Source organism: Rothia kristinae (assembly GCF_016028855.1).
GTDB classification, from domain to species: domain Bacteria; phylum Actinomycetota; class Actinomycetes; order Actinomycetales; family Micrococcaceae; genus Rothia; species Rothia kristinae.
This window is the reverse complement of record NZ_CP065738.1, coordinates 2317256-2337527: the sequence shown is the minus strand read 5'-3', so window position 1 is coordinate 2337527 and position 20272 is coordinate 2317256. Positions and strand designations below refer to the sequence as shown.

Sequence of the window (20272 nt, the reverse complement as noted above, 5' to 3'; positions counted from 1 at the left end):
CTCGAGTTGCGCGCCCCGCGGGGTGTCGGTAGAGTGAATGTCCGTTGCAGCGATGGAAGCGGCCCGAAAGGCCGGCCATCCGGCAGCGATGGGATATGGTGTAATTGGCAACACAACGGTTTCTGGTACCGTCATTCTAGGTTCGAGTCCTGGTATCCCAGCGAAGCGCTCAGGCATCTGAAAGCTCGGATGTGAGAAGCTTCACCGAGAATGGATTTTGCAGGATCTCACGGATTCGGTAGAGTTCTTCGAGGCGCAGGACGCCGGGGGATTCCCCGGGGAAATGCTTCCGGCCCCATCGTATAGCGGCCTAGTACTCCGCCCTCTCACGGCGGCAACACCGGTTCGAATCCGGTTGGGGTCACGGCCTAAGATGAGAAGCCCGGCAGAACAGATGTTCTGCCGGGCTTCTCTCGTCTCCGACCAGATTCTTCCGTCCGTCCTCCGTCATGCCGCCGGTATGGACTCGGTGGTCTCGGGGGCGGGCGCCCGGGCCGCCGGTTGCGAACGGACGGCCCGGGCCTGCCCGCCGCCCACCCGCCCCGCTCAGGCTTGGGCGCGCAGGGCGTCGCTGAGCTGGCGGGCGGCCTGGCAGACGACGTCGGCGTGCAGGCGCCCCGGCTGACGGGACAGCCGCTCGATGGGACCGGAGATCGACACCGCGGCGATCACCTTGCCGGCCGGGTTGCGCACCGGGGCCGAGACCGAGGCGATGCCCCGCTCCCGCTCGCCCACCGACTGCGCCCAGCCCCGACGGCGCACCGCCGCCAGCACCGTGGCCGAGAAGCGCGCCTGGCGCAGCCCCTCCAGCAGCCGGTGATGATCCTCCCAGGCGATGAGCACCTGCGCGGCCGATCCGGCCTTCATGGACAGCTGCGTGCCCACCGGGATCGTGTCCCGCAGCCCGATGGGGCGCTCTGCGCTGGCCACGCAGATCCGCCATTCGCCCTGACGGCGGTAGACCTGCGCGGATTCCCCCGTGGCGTTGCGCAGCTGGTTCAGCACCGGCCCGGCCGCGGCGAAGAGCCGATCCTCCCCGGAGGCGGCGGCCAGCTCTCCCAGGCGCGGGCCCAGCACGAAGCGGCCCTGCACGTCCCGGGCCACCAGGCGGTGATGGGTCAGGGCCACGGCCAGGCGGTGCGCGGTGGGCCGGGCCAGCCCGGTGGCCTCCACCAGCTGCGCCAGGGAGGCCGGGCCGGCCTCCAGGCAGTCCAGGATGTGGGTGGCCTTGTCCAGAACCCCGACGCCGCTGGGCCGCACGGCCACGCTCATGGGATCCGCGGTGCCCAGGCCTCCGAGGATGCGCTCCCCGGATTCCTCCGGGTGGATCCCGGTGGGCCCCTCGGGGTCGCTCGGCGTGGTGCTGGTGCTCATGGTCGACGTCTCCGATCTCAAATGGTGGAAGGCTGGTCCATTTCCTGGAAGCCTACCCGATCCCTCGGCACAATGAGTCACCGAGCACACTTCGCGCCGCCCCTCGCGGCGCGGCATCGAGAAGGAGCAAGGACATGGCCGAGGCATCCCGCCCCCGCACCCTGGCCGAGAAGGTCTGGGAGGACCACCGCGTCGTCACCGGGCAGGACGGCGCGCCGGACCTCATCTACATCGACCTGCACCTGCTCCACGAGGTCACCTCCCCGCAGGCCTTCGAGGGGCTGCGCCTGGCCGGGCGGCGCCTGCGCCGCCCGGACCTGACCATCGCCACCGAGGACCACAACACCCCCACCCAGGACATCTTCCGGCGCATCGCGGACCAGACCTCCCGCCAGCAGATCGAGACGCTGCGGGCCAACGCCGCCGAGTTCGGGGTGCGCATCCACTCCCTGGGCGATGCCGAGCAGGGCATCGTGCACGTCGTCGGCCCCCAGCTGGGGCTGACCCAGCCCGGCATGACCGTGGTGTGCGGGGACTCGCACACCTCCACCCACGGGGCCTTCGGGGCCCTGGCCTTCGGCATCGGCACCAGCGAGGTCGAGCACGTGATGGCCACCCAGACGCTGTCCCTGGCCCCGTTCAAGACCATGGCGATCACCGTGGACGGGCACCTGAAGCCCGGGGTCACCGCCAAGGACATCATCCTGGCGGTCATCGCGAAGATCGGCACCGGCGGCGGGCAGGGATACGTCCTGGAGTACCGGGGATCCGCGATCGAGGAGCTGTCCATGGAGGGCAGGATGACCATCTGCAACATGTCGATCGAGGCCGGAGCCCGGGCCGGGATGGTCGCCCCGGATGAGACCACCTTCGCCTACCTCAAGGACCGCCCGCACGCCCCGCAGGGGCAGGAATGGGAGCGGGCGGTGCAGTACTGGCGCTCCCTGCGCACGGACGAGGGCGCGGGCTTCGACGCCGAGGTCGTCATCGACGGCGACGCCCTGGAGCCCTTCGTCACCTGGGGCACCAACCCCGGCCAGGGGGTGCCGCTGTCCGAGGCCGTGCCGGATCCGGGCAGCTTCGCGGAGGAGAGCGCCCAGGCCTCCGCGGCCAAGGCCCTGCAGTACATGGACCTGCGGCCCGGGACCCCCATGAAGGAGATCCCGGTGGACACCGTGTTCCTCGGCTCGTGCACCAACTCCCGGATCGAGGACCTGCGCGCGGCCTCCGAGATCCTGCGCGGGCGCACCAAGGCCGAGGGGGTGCGGATGATGGTCGTGCCCGGCTCCGCCCGGGTGCGCCTGCAGGCCGAGGAGGAGGGCCTGGATCGGATCTTCACCGAGTTCGGCGCGGAATGGCGCTTCGCCGGCTGCTCGATGTGCCTGGGCATGAACCCGGACCAGCTGGCCCCGGGGGAGCGCTGCGCCTCGACCTCCAACCGCAACTTCGAGGGACGCCAGGGCAAGGGCGGACGCACCCACCTGGTCTCCCCGCTGGTCGCCGCGGCGACCGCGGTGCGCGGGACCCTGAGCTCCCCGGCCGACCTGCCCGCCGCACAGCCGGTGCCCGCCTGAGCCCCGCCGCGCTCCCGAGCGGATCCTCGATCCCCGCCCCTTTCGTCGAAGAAGGCCCCGTCATGGAACCCATCACCCGCCACACCGGCATCGCCGCCCCGCTGCGCGCGGGCAACGTGGACACCGATCAGATCATCCCCGCCGTCTACCTGAAGCGGATCACCAAGACCGGATTCGACGACGCCCTGTTCGCCGGCTGGCGCAAGGACCCCGACTTCGTGCTCAACCAGCCGGCCTTCCGGGCCGCCTCCGTGCTGGTGGCCGGACCGGACTTCGGCACCGGCTCCTCCCGGGAGCACGCCGTCTGGGCGCTGAAGGACTACGGCTTCCGCGTGGTCATCTCCGCCCGGTTCGCCGACATCTTCCGCGGCAACGCCGGCAAGCAGGGACTGGTGGCCGCCCAGGTCGAGCAGCCCGACGTCGAGCTGCTGTGGAAGGCCATCGAGGAGGAGCCGGGCCGGCAGATCACGGTGGACCTCACCGAGCGCACCGTGGTCTGCGGCGGGCTGCAGGTGCCCTTCCGGATCGACGAGTACACGCGCTGGCGGCTGATGGAGGGGCTGGACGACGTCTCCCTGACCCTCTCCCACGAGCAGGAGATCGAGGACTTCGAAGCCCGGCGGGCCAGCTTCAAGCCCCGCACCCTGCCGGTGCGCACCTGAGGGGCCGCGCCGGCCCCGCAGCCGGTGCGCGCGGGGCGAATCCACCCCGGTCGCCGGTCCGGGGAATTGGCCTGGACGGGAAACTGAAATAATCTGGGGACGTCCTTTCCGCGACCATCGGCGCTGGTGAGGGCTGCTCGGGCCGCGGCCAGACCGCGCGGCGTTCCCCTCACGATTGGACAGCTATGATCGGCGCTTTGAACATCAAGGGCGGTGAGCCCCTCCGCGGTGAGGTGGCCGTGCGCGGGGCCAAGAACCTGGTCCCCAAGGCCATGGTCGCGGCGCTGCTGGGCGCCAGCCCGTCGGTGCTGCGCAGCGTCCCGGAGATCAAGGACGTCACGGTCGTCACCGACCTGCTGTCCCTGCACGGGGTCACCGTCACCAAGGATCCGGACAACGGGGACCTGACCCTGAACCCGACCAACGTCTCCGTGGCCCAGCACGCGGACATCGACGCCCACGCCGGGGACTCCCGCATCCCGATCCTGCTGTGCGGCCCGCTGCTGCACGCCATCGGCGAGGCCTTCATCCCGGATCTGGGCGGATGCAAGATCGGGGACCGGCCCATCGACTACCACCTGCAGGTGCTGCGCAACTTCGGCGCCGAGGTGGACAAGCTGCCCTCCGGCATCCGCATGATCGCCCCCAAGGGTCTGAAGGGCGCCAAGATCGAGCTGCCCTACCCCTCCGTGGGGGCGACCGAGCAGGTGCTGCTGACCGCGACCCGCGCGGAGGGCAACACCGAGCTGCGCAACGCCGCGACCGAGCCGGAGATCATGGACCTGATCGCGATCCTGCAGAAGATGGGCGCGATCATCACCGTGCAGACGGACCGGGTCATCCACATCGAGGGCGTGCCCGAGCTGTCCGGGTACAACCACAAGGCGCTGCCGGACCGCATCGAGGCGGCCTCCTGGGGCTCCGCGGCCCTGGCCACCGGCGGGGACATCTTCGTGCGCGGGGCCCGCCAGGGGGACATGATGGCCTACCTAAACACCTTCCGGAAGCTCGGCGGCGGCCTGGACATCACCGACGAGGGCATCCGGTTCTTCCACCCCGGGGGCAAGCTGAACCCGCTGATCGTGGAGACCAACGTGCACCCCGGGTTCATGACGGACTGGCAGCAGCCGCTCGTGGTGGCCCTGACCCAGGCCGACGGCGTGTCCATCGTGCACGAGACCGTGTACGAGAACCGCTTCGGCTTCACCACCGCCCTGAACCGGATGGGCGCCTCCATCCAGCTGCACCGCGAGTGCCTGGGCTCGGTGCCCTGCCGCTTCGGGCAGCGCAACTTCCTGCACTCGGCCGTCATCTCCGGACCGACCCCGCTGCACGGGGCGGACATCAACATCCCGGACCTGCGCGGCGGCTTCAGCCACCTCATCGCGGCCCTGGCGGCCGAGGGCGACTCGAAGGTCACCGGGGTGGAGCTGATCAACCGCGGCTACGAGCGCTTCGTGGACAAGCTGCAGGCCTTGGGTGCGCGCTTCGACGTCGACGACGCCGCGGGACGCTGATCCGGATGGCCTCCCAGCAGCCCGGCCCGAGCGGTCACGGCACCGCGGCGGCGGCCCGCGCCACCGGCAACGGCCCCACTAGGGCCGGGGATGCCCTGTTCCACGTGGCGGCCACGGTGGTGCGCGCGGTGTACTCCCTGGCGCTGCGCAAATCCTGGTCGGGTGAAGAGCACCTGCGCCGCGACGGCGGCTACATCGTCGTGGCCAACCACGTGACCGAGGTGGATCCGCTGACCGTGGCCTACCCCGTCTACCGCTCCGGCACGATCCCGCGCTTCCTGGCTAAGGAGTCCCTGTTCCGGGTCCCGGTGCTGGGCGCGCTGCTACGGGCCACCGCCCAGATCCCCGTCTTCCGCGGGTCCATGGACGCCAGCAGGTCCCTGAAGGCGGCCCGCGCCGTGGTGGACGCCGGGGGAGCGGTGATCATCTACCCGGAGGGCACCCTCACCCGGGACCCGGACCTGTGGCCCATGGCCGGGCGCACCGGGGCGGCCCGGCTCGCCCTGGCCACCGGGGCGCCGGTGATCCCGGTGGCCCACTGGGGCGACCAGGAGCTGCTGCCCCCGCACGCGAGTCGGCCCCGCCTGTTGCCGCGCAAGAGCGTGCGCACCCTCATCGGGGCGCCGCTGGAGCTGTCCGATCTGGTGGGCGAGGATCGCACCCAGCACGTGGACCGCGCGGTGTTGACCGAGACCACCGAGCGGATGATGTCCGCGATCACGCAGCTGCTGGAGCAGCTGCGCGGGGAGAGCGCCCCGCCCGGGCGCTGGGATCCCCGACAGGGCCGGCGCGTGAGCCACCCCGAGCGCTGAATCCCGGGAGTCCGGTGCCAGACCGGGCCCCGGCTGATCCTCGGGCCCACGGTCCGGGATGGAGGAGGACGACGATGACCGCACAGCCCGCACCGCACCCCGACGCCGCACGCCACGTCGACGCAGCACCGCACCCCGACCTCGCCCCGGACCCGGCCCCGCAGGGCGGGCTCCCGGGGAAGGTGGCGGTGCTGGGGGCGGGCAGCTGGGGCACGGCCTTCGCCAAGATCACCGCCGACGCCGGAGCCCAGACCCGAAGCCCCTGGCCGGTGGCCGTGTGGGGCCGGGACGCCCAGGCCATGGAACAGGCCCAGCGCCTGCGCACCAACGACCGCTACTTCCCGCACACCCGCCTGCCCGAGGCGCTGGAGTTCTCCTCCGACGCCGCGGCCGTGCTGGACGGGGCCGACGTCGTCGTGCTGGGGCTGCCCGCCCAGGCCCTGCGCGCGCAGCTGGAGGCCGTGCGCGAGGCGGTGGCCCCCGAGGCCGTGCTGATCTCCCTGGCCAAGGGCCTGGAGCGGGGCACCGGCCTGCGGATGTCCGAGGTGGTCGACCAGGTGCTGCCCGGGGCGATCGAGCGGGTCGCCGTGCTCTCCGGGCCGAACCTCGCCCGGGAGATCATCCAGGAGCAGCCCACCGCCTCCGTGGTGGCCGCCCGACACGCCGACGTAGCCGCGCGGGCCGCGGCCGCGTGCAACGCCCCGTACTTCCGCCCGTACACCTCCGCGGATGTGGTGGGGGCGGAGATCGGCGGACTGGTCAAGAACGTCATCGCCCTGTGCGTGGGGATCTGCGAGGGCCGGGACTACGGAGACAACTCGAAGGCCTCCGTGATGACCCGCGGCCTGGCCGAGACCACGCGCCTGGCCCTGGCCCTGGGCGGGCGCCCGGAGACCATGGCGGGACTGGCCGGGATGGGGGACCTGGTAGCCACCTGCTCCTCCCCGCTGTCCCGCAACCACACCGCGGGCCGCCTGCTCGGGGCGGGGCTGAGCGAAGCGGAGGTCGCCGCGCGCATGACCCAGACCGCGGAGGGCATGAAGTCCGCCCGGGTGGTCCTGGAGCTGGCCCGGCGCCACGGGGTGGAGATGCCGATCGTCGAGGCGGTCGTGGCGGTGCTGGAGGGGCGGGTCGCGGTGGAGCAGCTGCAGCCGATGCTGCTGGGCCGGCGCCTGAAGGCCGAGACCCCGCACCGGGACTGATCCCCGCACTCCGGGCCGCTGAGCCCGGCGACGGCGGATATCCGCACCGCGCGGGAATTGCGTCAGAACATTCTTCGCTAATTCTCCCGAGCATATCCGCGACGTCACATCGCCGTCATCTTCGCCGATATCCCCGAATATTGCGCCGATGATGCAGATAATGGTTGCGACAGCAGGTGAGACCGGGCTTCCGCGATCGCGGAGACCCGCGCTGCCGCCCACCCTGACCGCCCTCGCCCAGGAGCCCGCGATGAGCCCCAGCACCCGCACCGTCGCACCGCCCGACCGCGCCACGAGACCGACGCCCGCCGCCGAGCGCTCCCGCCGGCTGCGCGCGGGCTGGCCCTCCACGGTCCTGGCGAAATGGATCATGGCCGTCACCGGGGTGATCTTCGCGCTGTTCGTCCTGGTCCATATGATCGGGAATCTGAAGGTCTACACCGGGCCCGAGCACTTCGACGCCTATGCCCTGTGGCTGCGCACGCTCCTGGAGCCGCTGCTGCCCTATGAGGGCTTCCTGTGGATCTTCCGCACCGTGCTGCTGATCTGCCTGGTGCTGCACGTGTGGTGCGCGGTGGTGATCTCCCGGCGGGCCAGGATCGCCCGCGGCCCCCACCGCCGGCGCGGCCTGCACGGGATGGACTCCTTCGCCGCGCGCACCATGCCGGTCACCGGCATCGTGCTGCTGCTGTTCATCGTCTTCCACCTGCTGGATCTGACCGCCGGGGTCGGGGTGGCCCCGGAGGGCTTCCAGCACACCACCCCCGAGGCCAGCCACGCCTACGCCAACCTCGTCGCCAGCTTCTCCCGGCCCTGGGCCGCCGCGGTGTACATCGCGGCCATGGTGATGCTCTTCCTGCACCTGGCCCACGGGCTGTGGTCCGCGCTGTGCGACGTCGGGATCACCGTCGCCGAGCGCGTGCGCGGCACCGTGATGCTGTTGTGCGGGGCGTACGGGCTGGCCGTGATGATCGGCAACATCTCCATCCCCCTAGCCGTACTGACAGGAGTCGTGCGATGAGCCAGAGGATCGACGTGGACGCCGTGGACCCCCGGATCGTGCACGGTGAGCCCGTGGACGGGAAGGTCCCGGAGGGAGACCCGGCCACCGCCTGGGCCCGCCGGCGCGACGAGTACCGGCTCGTCTCCCCGCTGAACCGCCGGAAGTTCGAGGTCGTGGTGATCGGCACCGGCCTGGCCGGGGCCGGGTGCGCCGCGGCCCTGGGGGAGCTGGGCTACCGGGTCACGGCCTACACCTTCCACGACGCCGCCCGCCGCGCCCACTCGGTGGCCGCCCAGGGCGGGATCAACGCCGCCCGGGCCCGCAAGGTGGATAACGACTCCCTGCGCCGCTTCGTCAAGGACACCGTCAAGGGCGGGGACTACCGCGGCCGGGAGGCCGACGCCTTCCGCCTGGCCGAGGAGTCCGTGCGCGTGATCGACCACATGAACGCCATCGGCGCGCCCTTCGCCCGGGAGTACGGCGGGCAGCTGGCCACCCGATCCTTCGGCGGCGTGCAGGTCTCGCGCACGTACTACACCCGCGGGCAGACCGGGCAGCAGCTGCAGGTCTCCGCGGCCCGCGCCCTGCAGCGCCAGGTGGCCGCCGGCTCCGTGGACCTGCACACCCACTGCGAGATGCTGGACGTGATCGTCCACGACGGCGTCGCCCGCGGCGTCGTGCTGCGGGACCTGATCACCGGGGAGGTCTTCTCCCACACCGCCCACGCCGTGGTCCTGGCCACCGGCGGGTACGGCAACGTGTTCCACAAGTCCACCCTGGCCCGCAACTCCAACGCCACCGCCGCCTGGCGGGCCCACCGGCGCGGGGCCCTGTTCGCCTCGCCCTGCTACATCCAGTTCCACCCCACCGCCCTGCCGGTCAGCGCCTCGTGGCAGTCCAAGACCACGCTGATGTCCGAATCCCTGCGCAACGACGGCCGGATCTGGGTGCCGAAGGAGGCCGGGGACGAGCGCGCCCCGGGGGACATCCCCGAGCAGGAGCGGGACTACTACCTGGAGCGCAAGTACCCCGCCTACGGCAACCTCACCCCGCGGGACATCGCCTCCCGGGCCGCCCGGGAGCAGATCGAGGCCGGCCACGGCGTCGGGCCCCTGCGCAACTCCGTGTACCTGGACTTCCGCGACGCCCTGCAGCGCCTGGGCACCAGGGTCATCGACGAGCGCTACGGCAACCTCTTCGCGATGTACCGCGACGCCACCGGGGAGGACCCCCACGAGGTGCCCATGCGCATCGCCCCCGGCGCGCACTTCTCGATGGGCGGGCTGTGGACCGACTACGACCAGATGTCCAGCATCCCGGGGCTGTTCGTGGCCGGGGAAGCCGGCTGGGCCTACCACGGGGCCAACCGGCTCGGGGCCAACTCCCTGCTCTCGGCCTGCGTGGACGGCTGGTTCACCCTCCCGTACTCCGTGCCGAACTACCTCGCCGGGCACCTCGGCGAGCAGCCGCTGGACGGGGACCACCCCGCGGTGCGCGCCGCCGTCGACGACGTGCGCCAGCGCATCGAGCACCTGCTGGGCATCGGCGGGAGCACCAGCCCGGAGAGCTTCCACGCGCAGCTGGGGGAGATCCTCTACCGGCGCTGCGGGGTCTCGCGCACCGCCGAGGGGCTGCGCCGCGGCATCGCCGAGATCCGGGAGCTGTCCGAGCGCTTCCACCGGGACCTGCGCGTGGTCGGCACCGGGGACCGGCTGAACCAGGAGCTCGAACACGCCGGACGCGTGCAGGACTACCTGGAGCTGGCCGAGCTGATGTGCGTGGACGCCCTGGACCGGGACGAATCCGCCGGGGCCCACTTCCGCGAGGAGCACCGCACCGAGCAGGGCGAGGCCCTGCGCGACGACGAGCACTGGTGCTTCGTCTCCGCCTGGCAGCGCGGAGCCGACGGGCAGCACATCCGCCGCGCCGAGCCGCTGACCTTCACCGCCGTACCCCTGCAGACGAGGAACTACTCATGAGACTGACCATCGACGTCTGGCGCCAGGACGGACCCGAGGAACCCGGGCGCTTCGAGACCCACCGCATCGAGGACGCCGCCGAGGAGATGTCCCTCCTGGAGCTGCTGGACCACCTCAACGCCCAGCTGGTGGCCGAGGGTCGGGAGCCGGTGGCCTTCGACTCCGACTGCCGCGAGGGGGTGTGCGGGACCTGCGGGATCACGGTCAACGACCAGCCGCACGGCCCCGAGGCCAACACCCCCTCCTGCCGCCAGCACCTGCGCTCCTTCTCCGACGGGGACACGGTGCGCCTGGAGCCCTTCCGCTCCGGGGCCTTCCCCGTCGTGCGCGACCTCGTGGTGGACCGCTCGGCCCTGGACCGGGTCGTGCAGGCCGGGGGCTTCGTCGCCGTGGACGCCGGCACCGCCCACGACGCCGACGACGACCGGATCGGCCACGACCAGGCCGAGCGGGCCCTGGACTTCGCCGCATGCATCGGCTGCGGGGCCTGCATCGCCGCCTGCCCCAACGGGGCGGCGAACCTCTACGCCGGGTCCATCCTCGAGCACCTGGCCACCCTGCCCCAGGGCGCCCCGGAGCGCACCGAGCGCGCTCGCGGCGTCGTCGGGCAGATCGAGGAGGAGTTCGGGCCGTGCTCCGTGTACGGGGAGTGCGCGGTGGTCTGCCCCGCAGGGATCCCGCTGTCCGCGATCAGCGCGGTCAACCGGGAGCGGGCCCGGGCCGTGCTGCGTCGCCGTTCCCGCGGCTGAGGGGCGGCCCGGTCGCGGCCGGGACTGGGTCCGGAGCGGGCCACCCGCGGTAGGATCGGGGACGTCCGCCGCACCCGTGAACCCGAAGGGCATCCATGACCATCGCGACCAGCCAGGCCACCGACCGCACGACCGTGGGGATCCTGTTCGGCGGACGCTCCTCCGAGCACGCCATCTCGGTGATCACCGCCGCGGGGGTGCTGCAGGCCCTGGACCGCGGCACCTACGAGCCCGTGCTGATCGGGATCACTCGCGATGGGGTTTGGCACCTGTCCGATGAGCGGGAGCTGACCGCGACCCGCGAGGCCGACACTCTCCCGGAGTTCACCGGGCAGGGCCCCGAGGTGCACCTGCCGCTGGGCGGGCCCGCCGCCCACCGGCAGCACCTGGTGCTGCGCGAGGCCGACGGCTCCTTCCACGAGGGCCCCCGCCTGGACGTGGTCTTCCCCCTGCTGCACGGTCCCTTCGGGGAGGACGGCACCCTCCAGGGCCTGCTGGAGATGGCCGGGCTGCCCTACGTCGGCTCCGGGGTCACGGCCTCGGCCGTCGGGATGGACAAGCACTTCATGAAGATGGCCTTCGAGGCCGCCGGGCTGCAGGTGGGCCCCTACCGGGTCATCACCGCCCGGCAGTGGGAGCGGTCCCGGCTGGAGAGCATCGAGCGGGTCCGGGAGCTGGGGCTGCCGGTGTTCGTCAAGCCCGCCCGGGCCGGATCCTCCTGCGGGATCACCCGGGTCGAGGACTGGGCCCACCTGGAGGCAGCGGTCGCCGAGGCCCAGGAGTTCGACCCCAAGGTCGTGGTCGAGGCCGGGATCGAGGGCCGGGAGATCGAGTGCGCCGTGCTCGACGGGCACCACCACGACACCCCGCGGGCCTCGCACCCGGGGGAGGTGGTCGTCGTCGGGCAGGAGGACGCCTGGTACGACTTCGAGACCAAGTACGTCCAGACCGAGGACTCCGTGCTGCGCTGCCCCGCGGACCTGCCGCAGCCCGTGCGCGATGACATCCGCGCGCAGGCCGTGCGGGCGTTCCTCGCCGTGGATGCGGAGGGTCTGGCGCGGGCGGACTTCTTCTGGACCACGGATGAGCGCGTCGTGATCAACGAGATCAACACCCTGCCCGGGTTCACCCCGATCTCGATGTACCGGCTGATGTGGGAGGAGACCGGCATCGGCTACGCCCAGCTGGTCGACGAGCTGCTGCGCCTGGCCCTGGAGCGCCCCGTCGGACTGCGCTGAGCCCGGCGCGCTGCGGGCTCAGCGGTGGTACTGCAGATCCTGCACGGACTGGCACCTCTTGGTCTGCGGGATCTGGGAGACCGCGGAGTCCAGCTCGGTGAGCAGGGAGGAGGAGGGCACCTTCGAGGCGTCGAAGGTCACCCGGATCGCCGGGGTGCGCCCGAAGGTGGTCGCGGTCCACGTGCCCGTCGGGTCCTCGGACCGTTCGCCTGCCGACGCGGAGGAGGCCGCGGGGCTCGGACTGCCGGAGGTGGCGCGGGTGGGGGAATCCGAGGCCGCCGACGCCGGGTCCGCCTGATCGTCCTCCCGGGCCAGGATCCAATCCACCCCGTTGACGCTCACGCACGGATCCGCGACCGGCTCCTGCACATGCACCCCGCACTTGAGCACGATCGCCGCCGGATCCCCCCAGGCCGTGGTGGCCTGGGCGGTGGTCTCGCGCTGGTCCAGACCGGTCAGCTGGGTGGGCATGGCCACCATCGCGGGCGCGCATGCGGGATCCGCGGCATCGGGGGCCGGATCCAGCGTCACGGCCGCCCCCGCGCAGCCGCTGAGCAGTAGCGCCCCCGCCAGGGTGCCCGTGAGGATCAGGACCCGGCGGGTCTGTCTTTTCCGAGGGGCGGTCCGTACACTGTCAGACGGCGAGGGCAGGGCGGCGGCTGGGGATGACACGGTCCCCAGGGTAGTCCACCGCAGCGGCCGACGCCGGGGCGGCACCAGGCCCCGGGAGACGGCGCCCGAGCCCGTCGCCGCCGAGAGAACCGCCGTGCCGTGCGCAGGAAGGAGCTTCCATGGACCGCAGAGCCCACCCCCGGCGGGCAGCCCGCGCGCGGGCCCTCGGCGTCGGCGCGCTGACCTGCCTCGTGGGCACCTGCGTGGGAGGCGCCGCCCTGGCCCAGGAAGCGCCCGGACAGCCCACCCCCGCCCCGCAGGCCACCGCGAGCGCATCCGCCTCCGCGGCCCCCGATCCCACGGGCGCCCCTGCCCCCACCGCGCAGCCCACTACCGCTCCCGCGCCCAGCTCGAGCGTCGAGCCCACGGCCCCTGCGGTCCCCACCACCGCGCCCAGCGCCACCCCGGCGGGGCAGCCGACGCCGGCCCCCACCGCTCCGAGCGCGACCCCCGCGCCCAGCGCATCCCCCACGTCCAGCCCCGCGCCGAGCCGATCCCCGTCGGCCTCGCCCACCCGCTCCGCGCAGCCCACGCCCACCCGTGAGCCGACCCGCGAGCCCACGCAGGAGCCCACCCGCGCCCCGGCGCCCCAGCCCAGCGCCACCGGCGGTTCCGGTGGTGCGGGCGGCGCGCCGTCCTCCGGCGGGTCGGACGGCGGCTCGGCGGCCTCCGACGTCGCGCCCGGACGTCAGGAGGCGGCCGTCCCCTACACTCCCGGCACCCGGGAGTCGCAGGCGCGGGTCGAGGGTACGGGCGGCTCCTCGACTCGGCCCCAGGCGCGGGGACGCGCCGATGAGCACGGCGGGTTCTCCCCGCTGCGCGAGCACGGCGGAGAGCCGACCTTGGCCGGAGTCTCCGGCTGGGTCAGCTACTACCTGGATCGCGACGACGGCTCCGCCCGCTCGGACCGGACCTCGGGCGGGGCCCCCGTGGATTCTAATGACAACGCCGGCGTGCAGGCCGTGCGCGGGGAATTCGGGGACGCGGGCCTGAGCACCGAGGCCGGCGCGGGGACCCCGGACCTCTCCGCGCTGCGCGGACCGATCCCGATCATCGTGTTCTCCGCCCTGGCCCTCGGGGGGATCGTGCTGGTCATCCACCGCTCCTCCCGGACGCTGGGCGGGCCCCGTCGGGCCGGACGCCGATGACCCCGGCCCACCACGCGGCCCAGCAGGGGCGGGAGCCCGCCCCCGGCACGGCCGCGGCGACCGGGGAGGAGGGGATCCTGCGGCGGATCCTGCCGATCTTCGCCGCGCAGCCGGCGGGCCGCTCCCCGGAGGGCCCGCGCGTCGTGGAGGGCCCCGGGGACGATGCGGCCGTCTACGACCTGGCCGGACGCCTCGCGGTGCTCAGCACCGACACCCAGACCCAGGGGGAGGACCACCTGCTCCGGTGGCCGTGCGGGCACCGCACCCGCGGTGCGGAGCTGGGCTGGAAGTCCGCCGCGCAGAACCTCGCCGACCTCGCCGCGATGGGCGCGGACCCGCTGAGCCTGGTGATCTCCCTGAGCTTCCCCGGGACCACCGCGGTGGACTTCCTCGAGGACATGGCCCGCGGCTACGTGGCCGCGATCCGCGCGCTGGGGGCCGACGCCTGCTCGGTGGACGGAGGGGACCTGGGCGGGGCCGGGGAGCTGTCCGCGACCGTCGCCGCCCTGGGCGCCTGCCGCGGGATGCCGGTGCGCCGGGACGGGGCCCGGCCCGGGGACGTCGTCGTGCTGGCCGGGACGCTCGGACGCGCTGCGGCGGGGCTGGACCTGCTGCTGCACGAGGACTTCGACCCCGGGGACATCCCCACCGAGGAGGACACCGCGCACGCCCGGCCGGGTGCGCGGGATGCGGATCGGCGGGCCCTGGCGGACCTGGCCGCCACCCAGCTGCGCCCCTGCCCGCCCCTGGGCGCGGGCCCGGCCCTGGCGGGTGCCGGGGCCCGGGCCATGATCGACGTCTCCGACGGCCTGGTGCGCGACGCCGGGCGGCTGGCCCGGGCCTCCGGGGTGCAGGTGCGGCTGGACTCCCCGGCCCTGAGCGGGCTGCGCGCGGACCTGGAGCCGGCCGGGCGCCTCCTCGGACGGGACCCGATGGACTGGGTGCTGACCGGGGGAGAGGACCACGGGCTGCTGGCCTGCCTGCCTCCACAGGCGCCCCTGCCCCCCGGGGTGCGTGCGATAGGCTCGTGCCGCAAGAACCACAGCGACGACGAGCACAGGGACGACCCGCCCGTGACCCTGGACGGAGGCGTCCCCGAGCACCTGGGATGGGATCACTTTGGCGGGTAGGACGGCGACCGGCGCGGAGGCGCTGCGCGACTGGCTGAGCACCGCCGCCGCGGCCCTGGAGGAGGTCCGCGAACCCCTGGACGCCCTCAACGTCTTCCCCGTGGCCGACGCCGACACCGGCGGAAACCTCGCCGCCACCGTGCGCGCCGGGGCCGACGCCGCCCGGCTGGTCGGCACGAGCCTGCTCGGGGAGCTGCTGGGCATCTGCGCCCAGCACTGCCTGGAGGAGGCCCGCGGCAACTCCGGGACCCTCCTGGCGGTCATGCTCGCCGGGATGGCCGAGCCCCTGACCGACACCAAGCGCCTGAGCGCACCGGAGCTGGCCGCGGCCCTGGACCACGCGCGGGTGCGCGTCACCTCCGCCCTGAACGACCCCGTGGAGGGCACCATCTGGACCCTCGTGCGCACCGTGGCCGAGGCCTCCGAGGAGTGGGTGGCCCGATCCACCGAGGAACCGGATTCCCACCGGGGGTTGGTCGCCCTGCTCGAGCACCTCGTGGAGGAGGGCTGCCGGGCCGTGGCCGCCTCCGGGGAGCAGCTGGAGGTGCTGCGCGGCACCGGACGGGTGGACGCCGGGGCCCTCGGCGTGCTCATCGTCCTGGACTGCCTGAGCCACACCGTGGCCGGGAAGGCCTACCCCGGGGCCCCCGAGCGCCCCTACGGGAGGTGGCTCACCACCCCCGAGCCCGCCGACCGGAACCCGTCGGCCCATCCCTCGCGCGGGCCCGCGACCGATCCCGACGCCGTCGAGTTCATGTGCACGATCGCGCTGGACCCGCTGGCCGCGGCGACCGTGCGCCACGAGCTGACCGGCATCGGCGACTCCGTGATCATGACCGCCATCGACCCCACCGGGCCGAGGATGCGCTGGAAGGTGCACGTGCACGTGGGCACGGCCGCCGAGGCGATGGCCGTGCTCACCCGGCACGGCCGACCCACCGGCATCACCACCGAGACCCTCGCCCCGGGAGAGCGCTCGTGACCCGCCTGGAGGACCGGCCCCTCACCGAGGTCCTGCACCCGCAGACCGCGAAGGCCCTGAGCCGGCACCTGGGCCTGGAGACCGTCGGGGACCTGCTGGAGCACCTGCCGCGGCGCTACCTGCCCCGCGGGGAGCTGACCAGCTTCGCCGAGCTGCGGGAGGGCCAGGAGGTCTCCCTGATCTCCCGGGTGCTCTCCGTGCACACCCGCTCCCTGCACACCCGCCGCGGCTCGATCGCCGAGGTCACCGTCACGGACCAGCTGGACCCCGCAGGCACCGGCCCCGCACCCGCCCCGGACACGGCGGCGGCGCGCCTGGACGGCCTGGCGGGCACCGACATCGGCGTGGCCCCGGCGGACCCGGGACAGACCATGACCCTGTCCTTCTTCAACGCCTGGACCGCGGCCAAGGACCTGCACCCCGGGGATCACGTGATGTTCTCCGGGAAGGTCTCCGAGTACCGGGGCCGACTCACCCTGACCAACCCGCACTACGCGGTGCTCACGGACCTCGCGGCCGCCGCGGACCCGCAGGCCGCCCAGGCGCCGATCCCCGTGTACCCCGCGACCGCGAAATACACCACGGACCGGATCGCCGCCGCCGTCGCCGCGGTGCTGGACGGCACGGATCTGACCCAGCTGGAGGACCCCGTCCCGGATGCCCTGCGCCGCCGCCACCGGCTGATGCCGATCGCCGCGGCCTACGAGGCGGCGCACCGCCCCGACGATGAGGAGCAGCCGCACCGGGGTCTGCGCACCTTCCGCTACCGGGAGGCGCTGATCCTGCAGACCGTGCTGGCCCGGCGCGCCCACCGGTGGGAGTCCCGGCGCACCAGCGCCCACCCGGCCCGGGAGGACGGGCTGCTCGCCGCCTTCGACGCCGCCCTGCCCTTTCGCCGCACCGACGGGCAGGTGCGGGTCGGGGAGGAGATCGCCGCGGACCTGGCCGGCACCCGGCCCATGAACCGGCTGCTGCAGGGCGACGTCGGCTCCGGGAAGACCCTCGTGGCCCTGCGGGCGATGCTGCAGGTCGCCGACGCCGGGGCGCAGGCGGCGCTGCTGGCGCCCACCGAGGTGCTGGCCGGGCAGCACCTGCGCTCGCTCACCGCCGCCCTCGGGGACCTGGCCGCCCCGACGGGGCCCGTTCACGTGGCGCTGCTCAGCGCCTCCCAGCCGGCCGCCGCCAAGCGCCAGACCCTGCTGGACATCGCCACCGGCGCCGCGCAGATCGTCGTCGGCACCCACGCGCTGCTCGGCGAGCAGGTGATCTTCGAGAACCTCGGGCTCGTGGTCGTCGATGAGCAGCACCGCTTCGGGGTGGCCCAGCGCCACGCCCTGAGCGGCTCCGACCAGGCCCCGGCCCACCGGCTGGTCATGACGGCCACCCCCATCCCGCGCTCGGTCGCGATGACGGTGTTCGGGGACCTGGAGACCTCCGTGCTGGACGAGCTGCCGGCCGGGCGCCGGGAGGTCGCCACCCACGTGGTCTCCCTCGCCGCGCACCCCGGCTGGGAGCAGCGGATCTGGCAGCGCGCCCGGGAGGAGGCCCAGGCCGGGCACCAGGTGTTCGTGGTCGTGCCGACCGTCGAGGACGGCGGCCCCGCCCGCCCCGGCACCGGCGCGCCCCTGCAGTCCGTGGAGGGTCTCTCCGCCCGCCTGGCCGGGATGCCGGAGCTGGCCGGGGTGCGCATCGGCATCCTGCACGGCCGGGTCCCGGGGGAGGAGAAGACCCGCATCATGCAGGAGATGGCGGCCGGGCGGATCGACCTGCTGGTCGCGACGACGGTGATCGAGGTGGGGGTGGACGTCCCCAACGCCACGCTGATGGTCATCATGGACGCGGACCGGCTGGGCATCTCGACCCTGCACCAGCTGCGCGGGCGCATCGGGCGCGGGAGCCTGCCCGGCACGTGCCTGCTGGTCACGGAGCAGGAGGAGGACGGGCCCTCGATGCAGCGCCTGCACGCGGTGGCCTCGACGCGGGACGGCTTCGCGCTGTCCCTGGCCGATCTGGAGCAGCGCCGCGAAGGCGACATCCTGGGCGCCAGCCAGTCCGGCACGCACTCGACCCTGAAGACCCTCTCCGTGCTGCGCCACCCCCAGATCATCGCCCAGGCCCGCGCCGATGCCCGGGAGCTGGTGGCCGAGGACCCCGAGCTGTCCCGGTGGCCGGATCTGGCCGCCGCCGTGGAGCGGGCGGACTCGGATGAGGCCAGCCGCTACCTGGAGCGCGGATGAGCCGCGCGGCGGGTCGGGCAGCGGTGACGGCGCAGCGGGCCTGGAAGGAGAAGATGCGAGGCGGCGGAGGGAGCGCAGAATGAGCAGGATCATCGCCGGGATCGCCGGGGGCGCCCGGCTGCAGCCGGTGCGAGGCCAGAACACCCGCCCCACCACGGACCGGGTCAAGGAATCCCTGTTCTCTCGGCTGGAGGGCTACGACGTGCTGGCCGGCGCCCGGGTGCTGGACCTGTTCGCCGGCTCCGGGGCCCTGGGCCTGGAGGCGGCCAGCCGGGGCGCCTCCAGCGTGGACCTGGTGGACCGGGACCGCGCGGCCCTGAGCGCCTGCCGGGCCAACCTGGCGGTCCTGACCCGGGCCGGCGCCCCCGCGCGGGTGACGGTGCACGACGCCGCGGCCCGCCCCTGGCTGGAGCGGCTCCCCGAGCAGCCCCGATGGGATCTGGTCTTCCTGGACCCGCCGTACGCGATGGGCCGGGAGGAGCTGGCGGACCTGCTGATGCGGGTGGCCCCCCGCCTGGACGCCGGCGGCGTCGTCGTCGTGGAGCGCTCCGCCCGGGACGAGGAGCCCGTGTGGCCGGCGGGTCTGGAGCGCTTCTCCCACCGGACCTACGGGGAGACGGCCCTGTGGTTCGCGGAGCCGGCCGAGGCCTGAGCGGGCCCAGCCTCGGGGTGCCTCGGGCCCGGATCCCCGCGCACCAGACTCCCCGGGGACCGGCTCACAGCCCGGCGGCGGCGATCCGTCGCGTGGCTTCGCGCAGCACCTCGGGGCGCTTGCAGAAGGCGAAGCGCACCCAGTCCGCGTAGAGGTGGGCATTGGCCTGCGTGGCGAAGGCGCTCAGCGGCACCACCGCGACCCCGGCCCGCTCGGGCAGGGCCTGGGCCAGCTGCGCCCCGGTGCCGGCCCATTCCGGGGCGTCCCGGCCGACCCGGGCCACGGCGAAGAACGTGCCCTCCGGCGCGCAGACCTCCAGGCGGGTCGCGGACAGGCCCTCCAGCAGCACGTCGCGCTGGCGACGGTAGCGCTCGTGCAGCTCTGGGTAGAAGGAGCCCTGCTCGGCCCAGGCCAGCGCCCGGGCCACCGCCGCCTGCAGCGGGGCCGCCGCCGAATGCGACAGGTAGCCCTTGGTCACCCGCAGGGCGCGGGTCAGGGGCTGCGGGGCGATGGCCCAGCCCACCCGCCAGCCGGTCACGGAGAAGGTCTTCGAGGCGGCCGAGACCCGGATGGTGCGCTCGGCGGCACCGGGCAGCCCGGCCAGATCCACGGGGTCGGCGTCGTAGTGCAGGTGCTCGTACACCGAGTCCGTGAGGATCAGCGCGTCGTGGGCCGCCGCGAGCTGCACGACGCGCCGCGCCGTCTCCTCGCCCAGCACCGTGCCCGTGGGGTTGTGCGGGTCGTTGACCACGACCATGCGGGTCCGCTCGGTGAAGGCCGCCGCCAGGTCCTCGGGGTCCGGGCGGAAGTGCGGCGGGCGCAGGGGCACGGTGCGCACGGCGGCCCCGGCCAGCGCGGCCACGGCCGGGTACAGGTCGTAGAAGGGCTCGAAGAACACGACCTCATCGCCCGGGCGCAGGTGAGCCAGCATCGCCGCGGCCAGGGCCTCGGTGGCCCCGGCGGTCACGGTGACCTCGGTCTCCGGGTCCGGACGGCGCCGCCCGGCCCGCTCCTCGGCCTCGGCCACGCCCCGGCGCAGGTCCGGGTCGCCCGCGATGGTCGCGTACTGGTTGCCGCCGCCGGCCACCGCCTCGGCCAGGGCCTCGCGCAGGATCTCGGGGCCGTCCGTGTCCGGGAAGCCCTGGCCGAGGTTGATCGCCCCGTGCCGGGCCGCCAGGAAGCTCATCTCCTCGAAGATCGTGGAGGACAGTCGTCCCCGCTCATCGATCAGACCCGCCGCATCGGCCAGGCGCCGCCAGGGCGCGGGGGATGGGCTGGCGGGATCCACGGGCTCGGGCAGGCGCGAGGCGCCGGTGTTCGCAGACATGCCTGCCATGCTAC

17 protein-coding genes and 2 tRNA genes are annotated in these 20272 nt (G+C 73.7%); 16 read left to right on the top strand and 3 right to left on the bottom strand.

Annotated features, from left to right (window positions below):
- Positions 1–89: 89 nt before the first annotated feature.
- Positions 90–161 (top strand) — tRNA-Gln (locus tag I6G21_RS10335).
- A 130-nt stretch (positions 162–291) separates the two neighbouring features.
- Positions 292–364: transfer RNA gene (locus I6G21_RS10330), tRNA-Glu, on the top strand.
- A 182-nt stretch (positions 365–546) separates the two neighbouring features.
- Here I6G21_RS10330 and I6G21_RS10325 read toward each other — a convergent pair.
- Complete coding sequence (locus I6G21_RS10325; RefSeq protein ID WP_058731260.1) at positions 547–1272, bottom strand: IclR family transcriptional regulator; 726 nt, start codon at positions 1270–1272, stop codon at positions 547–549.
- Positions 1273–1508: 236 nt separating this feature from the next.
- Here I6G21_RS10325 and leuC point away from each other — a divergent pair, with 236 nt between their 5' ends.
- The 9 genes from leuC to I6G21_RS10280 all read left to right on the top strand — a co-directional run bounded on the left by leuC (position 1509) and on the right by I6G21_RS10280 (position 12110).
- A complete protein-coding gene (leuC, locus tag I6G21_RS10320) occupies positions 1509–2948 on the top strand; it encodes a 3-isopropylmalate dehydratase large subunit (RefSeq protein WP_058731254.1) in 1440 nt (479 codons plus the stop codon).
- 62 nt (positions 2949–3010) lie between these two features.
- A complete protein-coding gene (leuD, locus tag I6G21_RS10315) occupies positions 3011–3610 on the top strand; it encodes a 3-isopropylmalate dehydratase small subunit (RefSeq protein ID WP_058731253.1) in 600 nt (199 codons plus the stop codon).
- 185 nt (positions 3611–3795) lie between these two features.
- Positions 3796–5127, top strand: coding sequence for a UDP-N-acetylglucosamine 1-carboxyvinyltransferase (gene murA / locus I6G21_RS10310; protein WP_064725614.1), 1332 nt, complete (start codon positions 3796–3798; stop codon positions 5125–5127).
- A 5-nt stretch (positions 5128–5132) separates the two neighbouring features.
- Positions 5133–5939: a lysophospholipid acyltransferase family protein gene (locus tag I6G21_RS10305; RefSeq protein ID WP_081046038.1), complete on the top strand. Its 807-nt coding sequence runs from the start codon at positions 5133–5135 to the stop codon at positions 5937–5939.
- 74 nt (positions 5940–6013) lie between these two features.
- The gene (locus I6G21_RS10300) at positions 6014–7141 is read left to right on the top strand and encodes an NAD(P)H-dependent glycerol-3-phosphate dehydrogenase (RefSeq protein WP_081046039.1); all 1128 of its coding nucleotides are present in this window, start codon (positions 6014–6016) and stop codon (positions 7139–7141) included.
- A 250-nt stretch (positions 7142–7391) separates the two neighbouring features.
- Positions 7392–8162 (top strand): succinate dehydrogenase cytochrome b subunit, encoded by a 771-nt coding sequence (locus I6G21_RS10295; protein WP_058731251.1) that lies wholly within the window; start codon positions 7392–7394, stop codon positions 8160–8162.
- Positions 8159–10123, top strand: a complete 1965-nt coding sequence (locus I6G21_RS10290) for a fumarate reductase/succinate dehydrogenase flavoprotein subunit (RefSeq protein WP_058731250.1) — start codon at positions 8159–8161, stop codon at positions 10121–10123. The genes I6G21_RS10295 and I6G21_RS10290 overlap by 4 nt, the downstream gene beginning before the upstream one ends.
- Positions 10120–10872 (top strand): succinate dehydrogenase/fumarate reductase iron-sulfur subunit, encoded by a 753-nt coding sequence (locus I6G21_RS10285; protein WP_058731249.1) that lies wholly within the window; start codon positions 10120–10122, stop codon positions 10870–10872. Before I6G21_RS10290 ends, I6G21_RS10285 begins: the two co-directional genes overlap by 4 nt.
- Before the next feature lie 95 nt (positions 10873–10967).
- Positions 10968–12110 carry a D-alanine--D-alanine ligase family protein gene (locus tag I6G21_RS10280; protein ID WP_058731248.1) on the top strand — a complete coding sequence of 381 codons (1143 nt, stop codon included), beginning with the start codon at positions 10968–10970 and terminating at the stop codon, positions 12108–12110.
- An 18-nt stretch (positions 12111–12128) separates the two neighbouring features.
- On the opposite strand, the gene I6G21_RS10275 is transcribed toward I6G21_RS10280, so the two are convergent.
- Positions 12129–12668 carry a DUF3515 family protein gene (locus tag I6G21_RS10275; RefSeq protein WP_231377303.1) on the bottom strand — a complete coding sequence of 180 codons (540 nt, stop codon included), beginning with the start codon at positions 12666–12668 and terminating at the stop codon, positions 12129–12131.
- A 233-nt stretch (positions 12669–12901) separates the two neighbouring features.
- Between I6G21_RS10275 and I6G21_RS10270 the strand changes: the two genes are divergently transcribed.
- From I6G21_RS10270 to rsmD, 5 genes are all read left to right on the top strand, one after another.
- Positions 12902–13930: a hypothetical protein gene (locus I6G21_RS10270; RefSeq protein WP_232238450.1), complete on the top strand. Its 1029-nt coding sequence runs from the start codon at positions 12902–12904 to the stop codon at positions 13928–13930.
- On the top strand, positions 13927–15060 hold the full coding sequence (gene thiL / locus I6G21_RS10265; RefSeq protein ID WP_129357457.1) for a thiamine-phosphate kinase: 1134 nt from the start codon (positions 13927–13929) through the stop codon (positions 15058–15060). The genes I6G21_RS10270 and thiL overlap by 4 nt, the downstream gene beginning before the upstream one ends.
- On the top strand, positions 15050–16042 hold the full coding sequence (locus I6G21_RS10260; RefSeq protein WP_058730886.1) for a DAK2 domain-containing protein: 993 nt from the start codon (positions 15050–15052) through the stop codon (positions 16040–16042). Before thiL ends, I6G21_RS10260 begins: the two co-directional genes overlap by 11 nt.
- Positions 16039–18279, top strand: coding sequence for an ATP-dependent DNA helicase RecG (locus I6G21_RS10255; protein WP_129357458.1), 2241 nt, complete (start codon positions 16039–16041; stop codon positions 18277–18279). The genes I6G21_RS10260 and I6G21_RS10255 overlap by 4 nt, the downstream gene beginning before the upstream one ends.
- 79 nt (positions 18280–18358) lie before the next feature.
- Entirely contained in the window at positions 18359–18931 is a 573-nt protein-coding gene (gene rsmD / locus I6G21_RS10250) for a 16S rRNA (guanine(966)-N(2))-methyltransferase RsmD (RefSeq protein ID WP_058730888.1), read from the top strand.
- 64 nt (positions 18932–18995) lie between these two features.
- On the opposite strand, the gene I6G21_RS10245 is transcribed toward rsmD, so the two are convergent.
- Entirely contained in the window at positions 18996–20258 is a 1263-nt protein-coding gene (locus I6G21_RS10245; RefSeq protein ID WP_081275548.1) for an aminotransferase class I/II-fold pyridoxal phosphate-dependent enzyme, read from the bottom strand.
- Positions 20259–20272 lie beyond the last annotated feature (14 nt).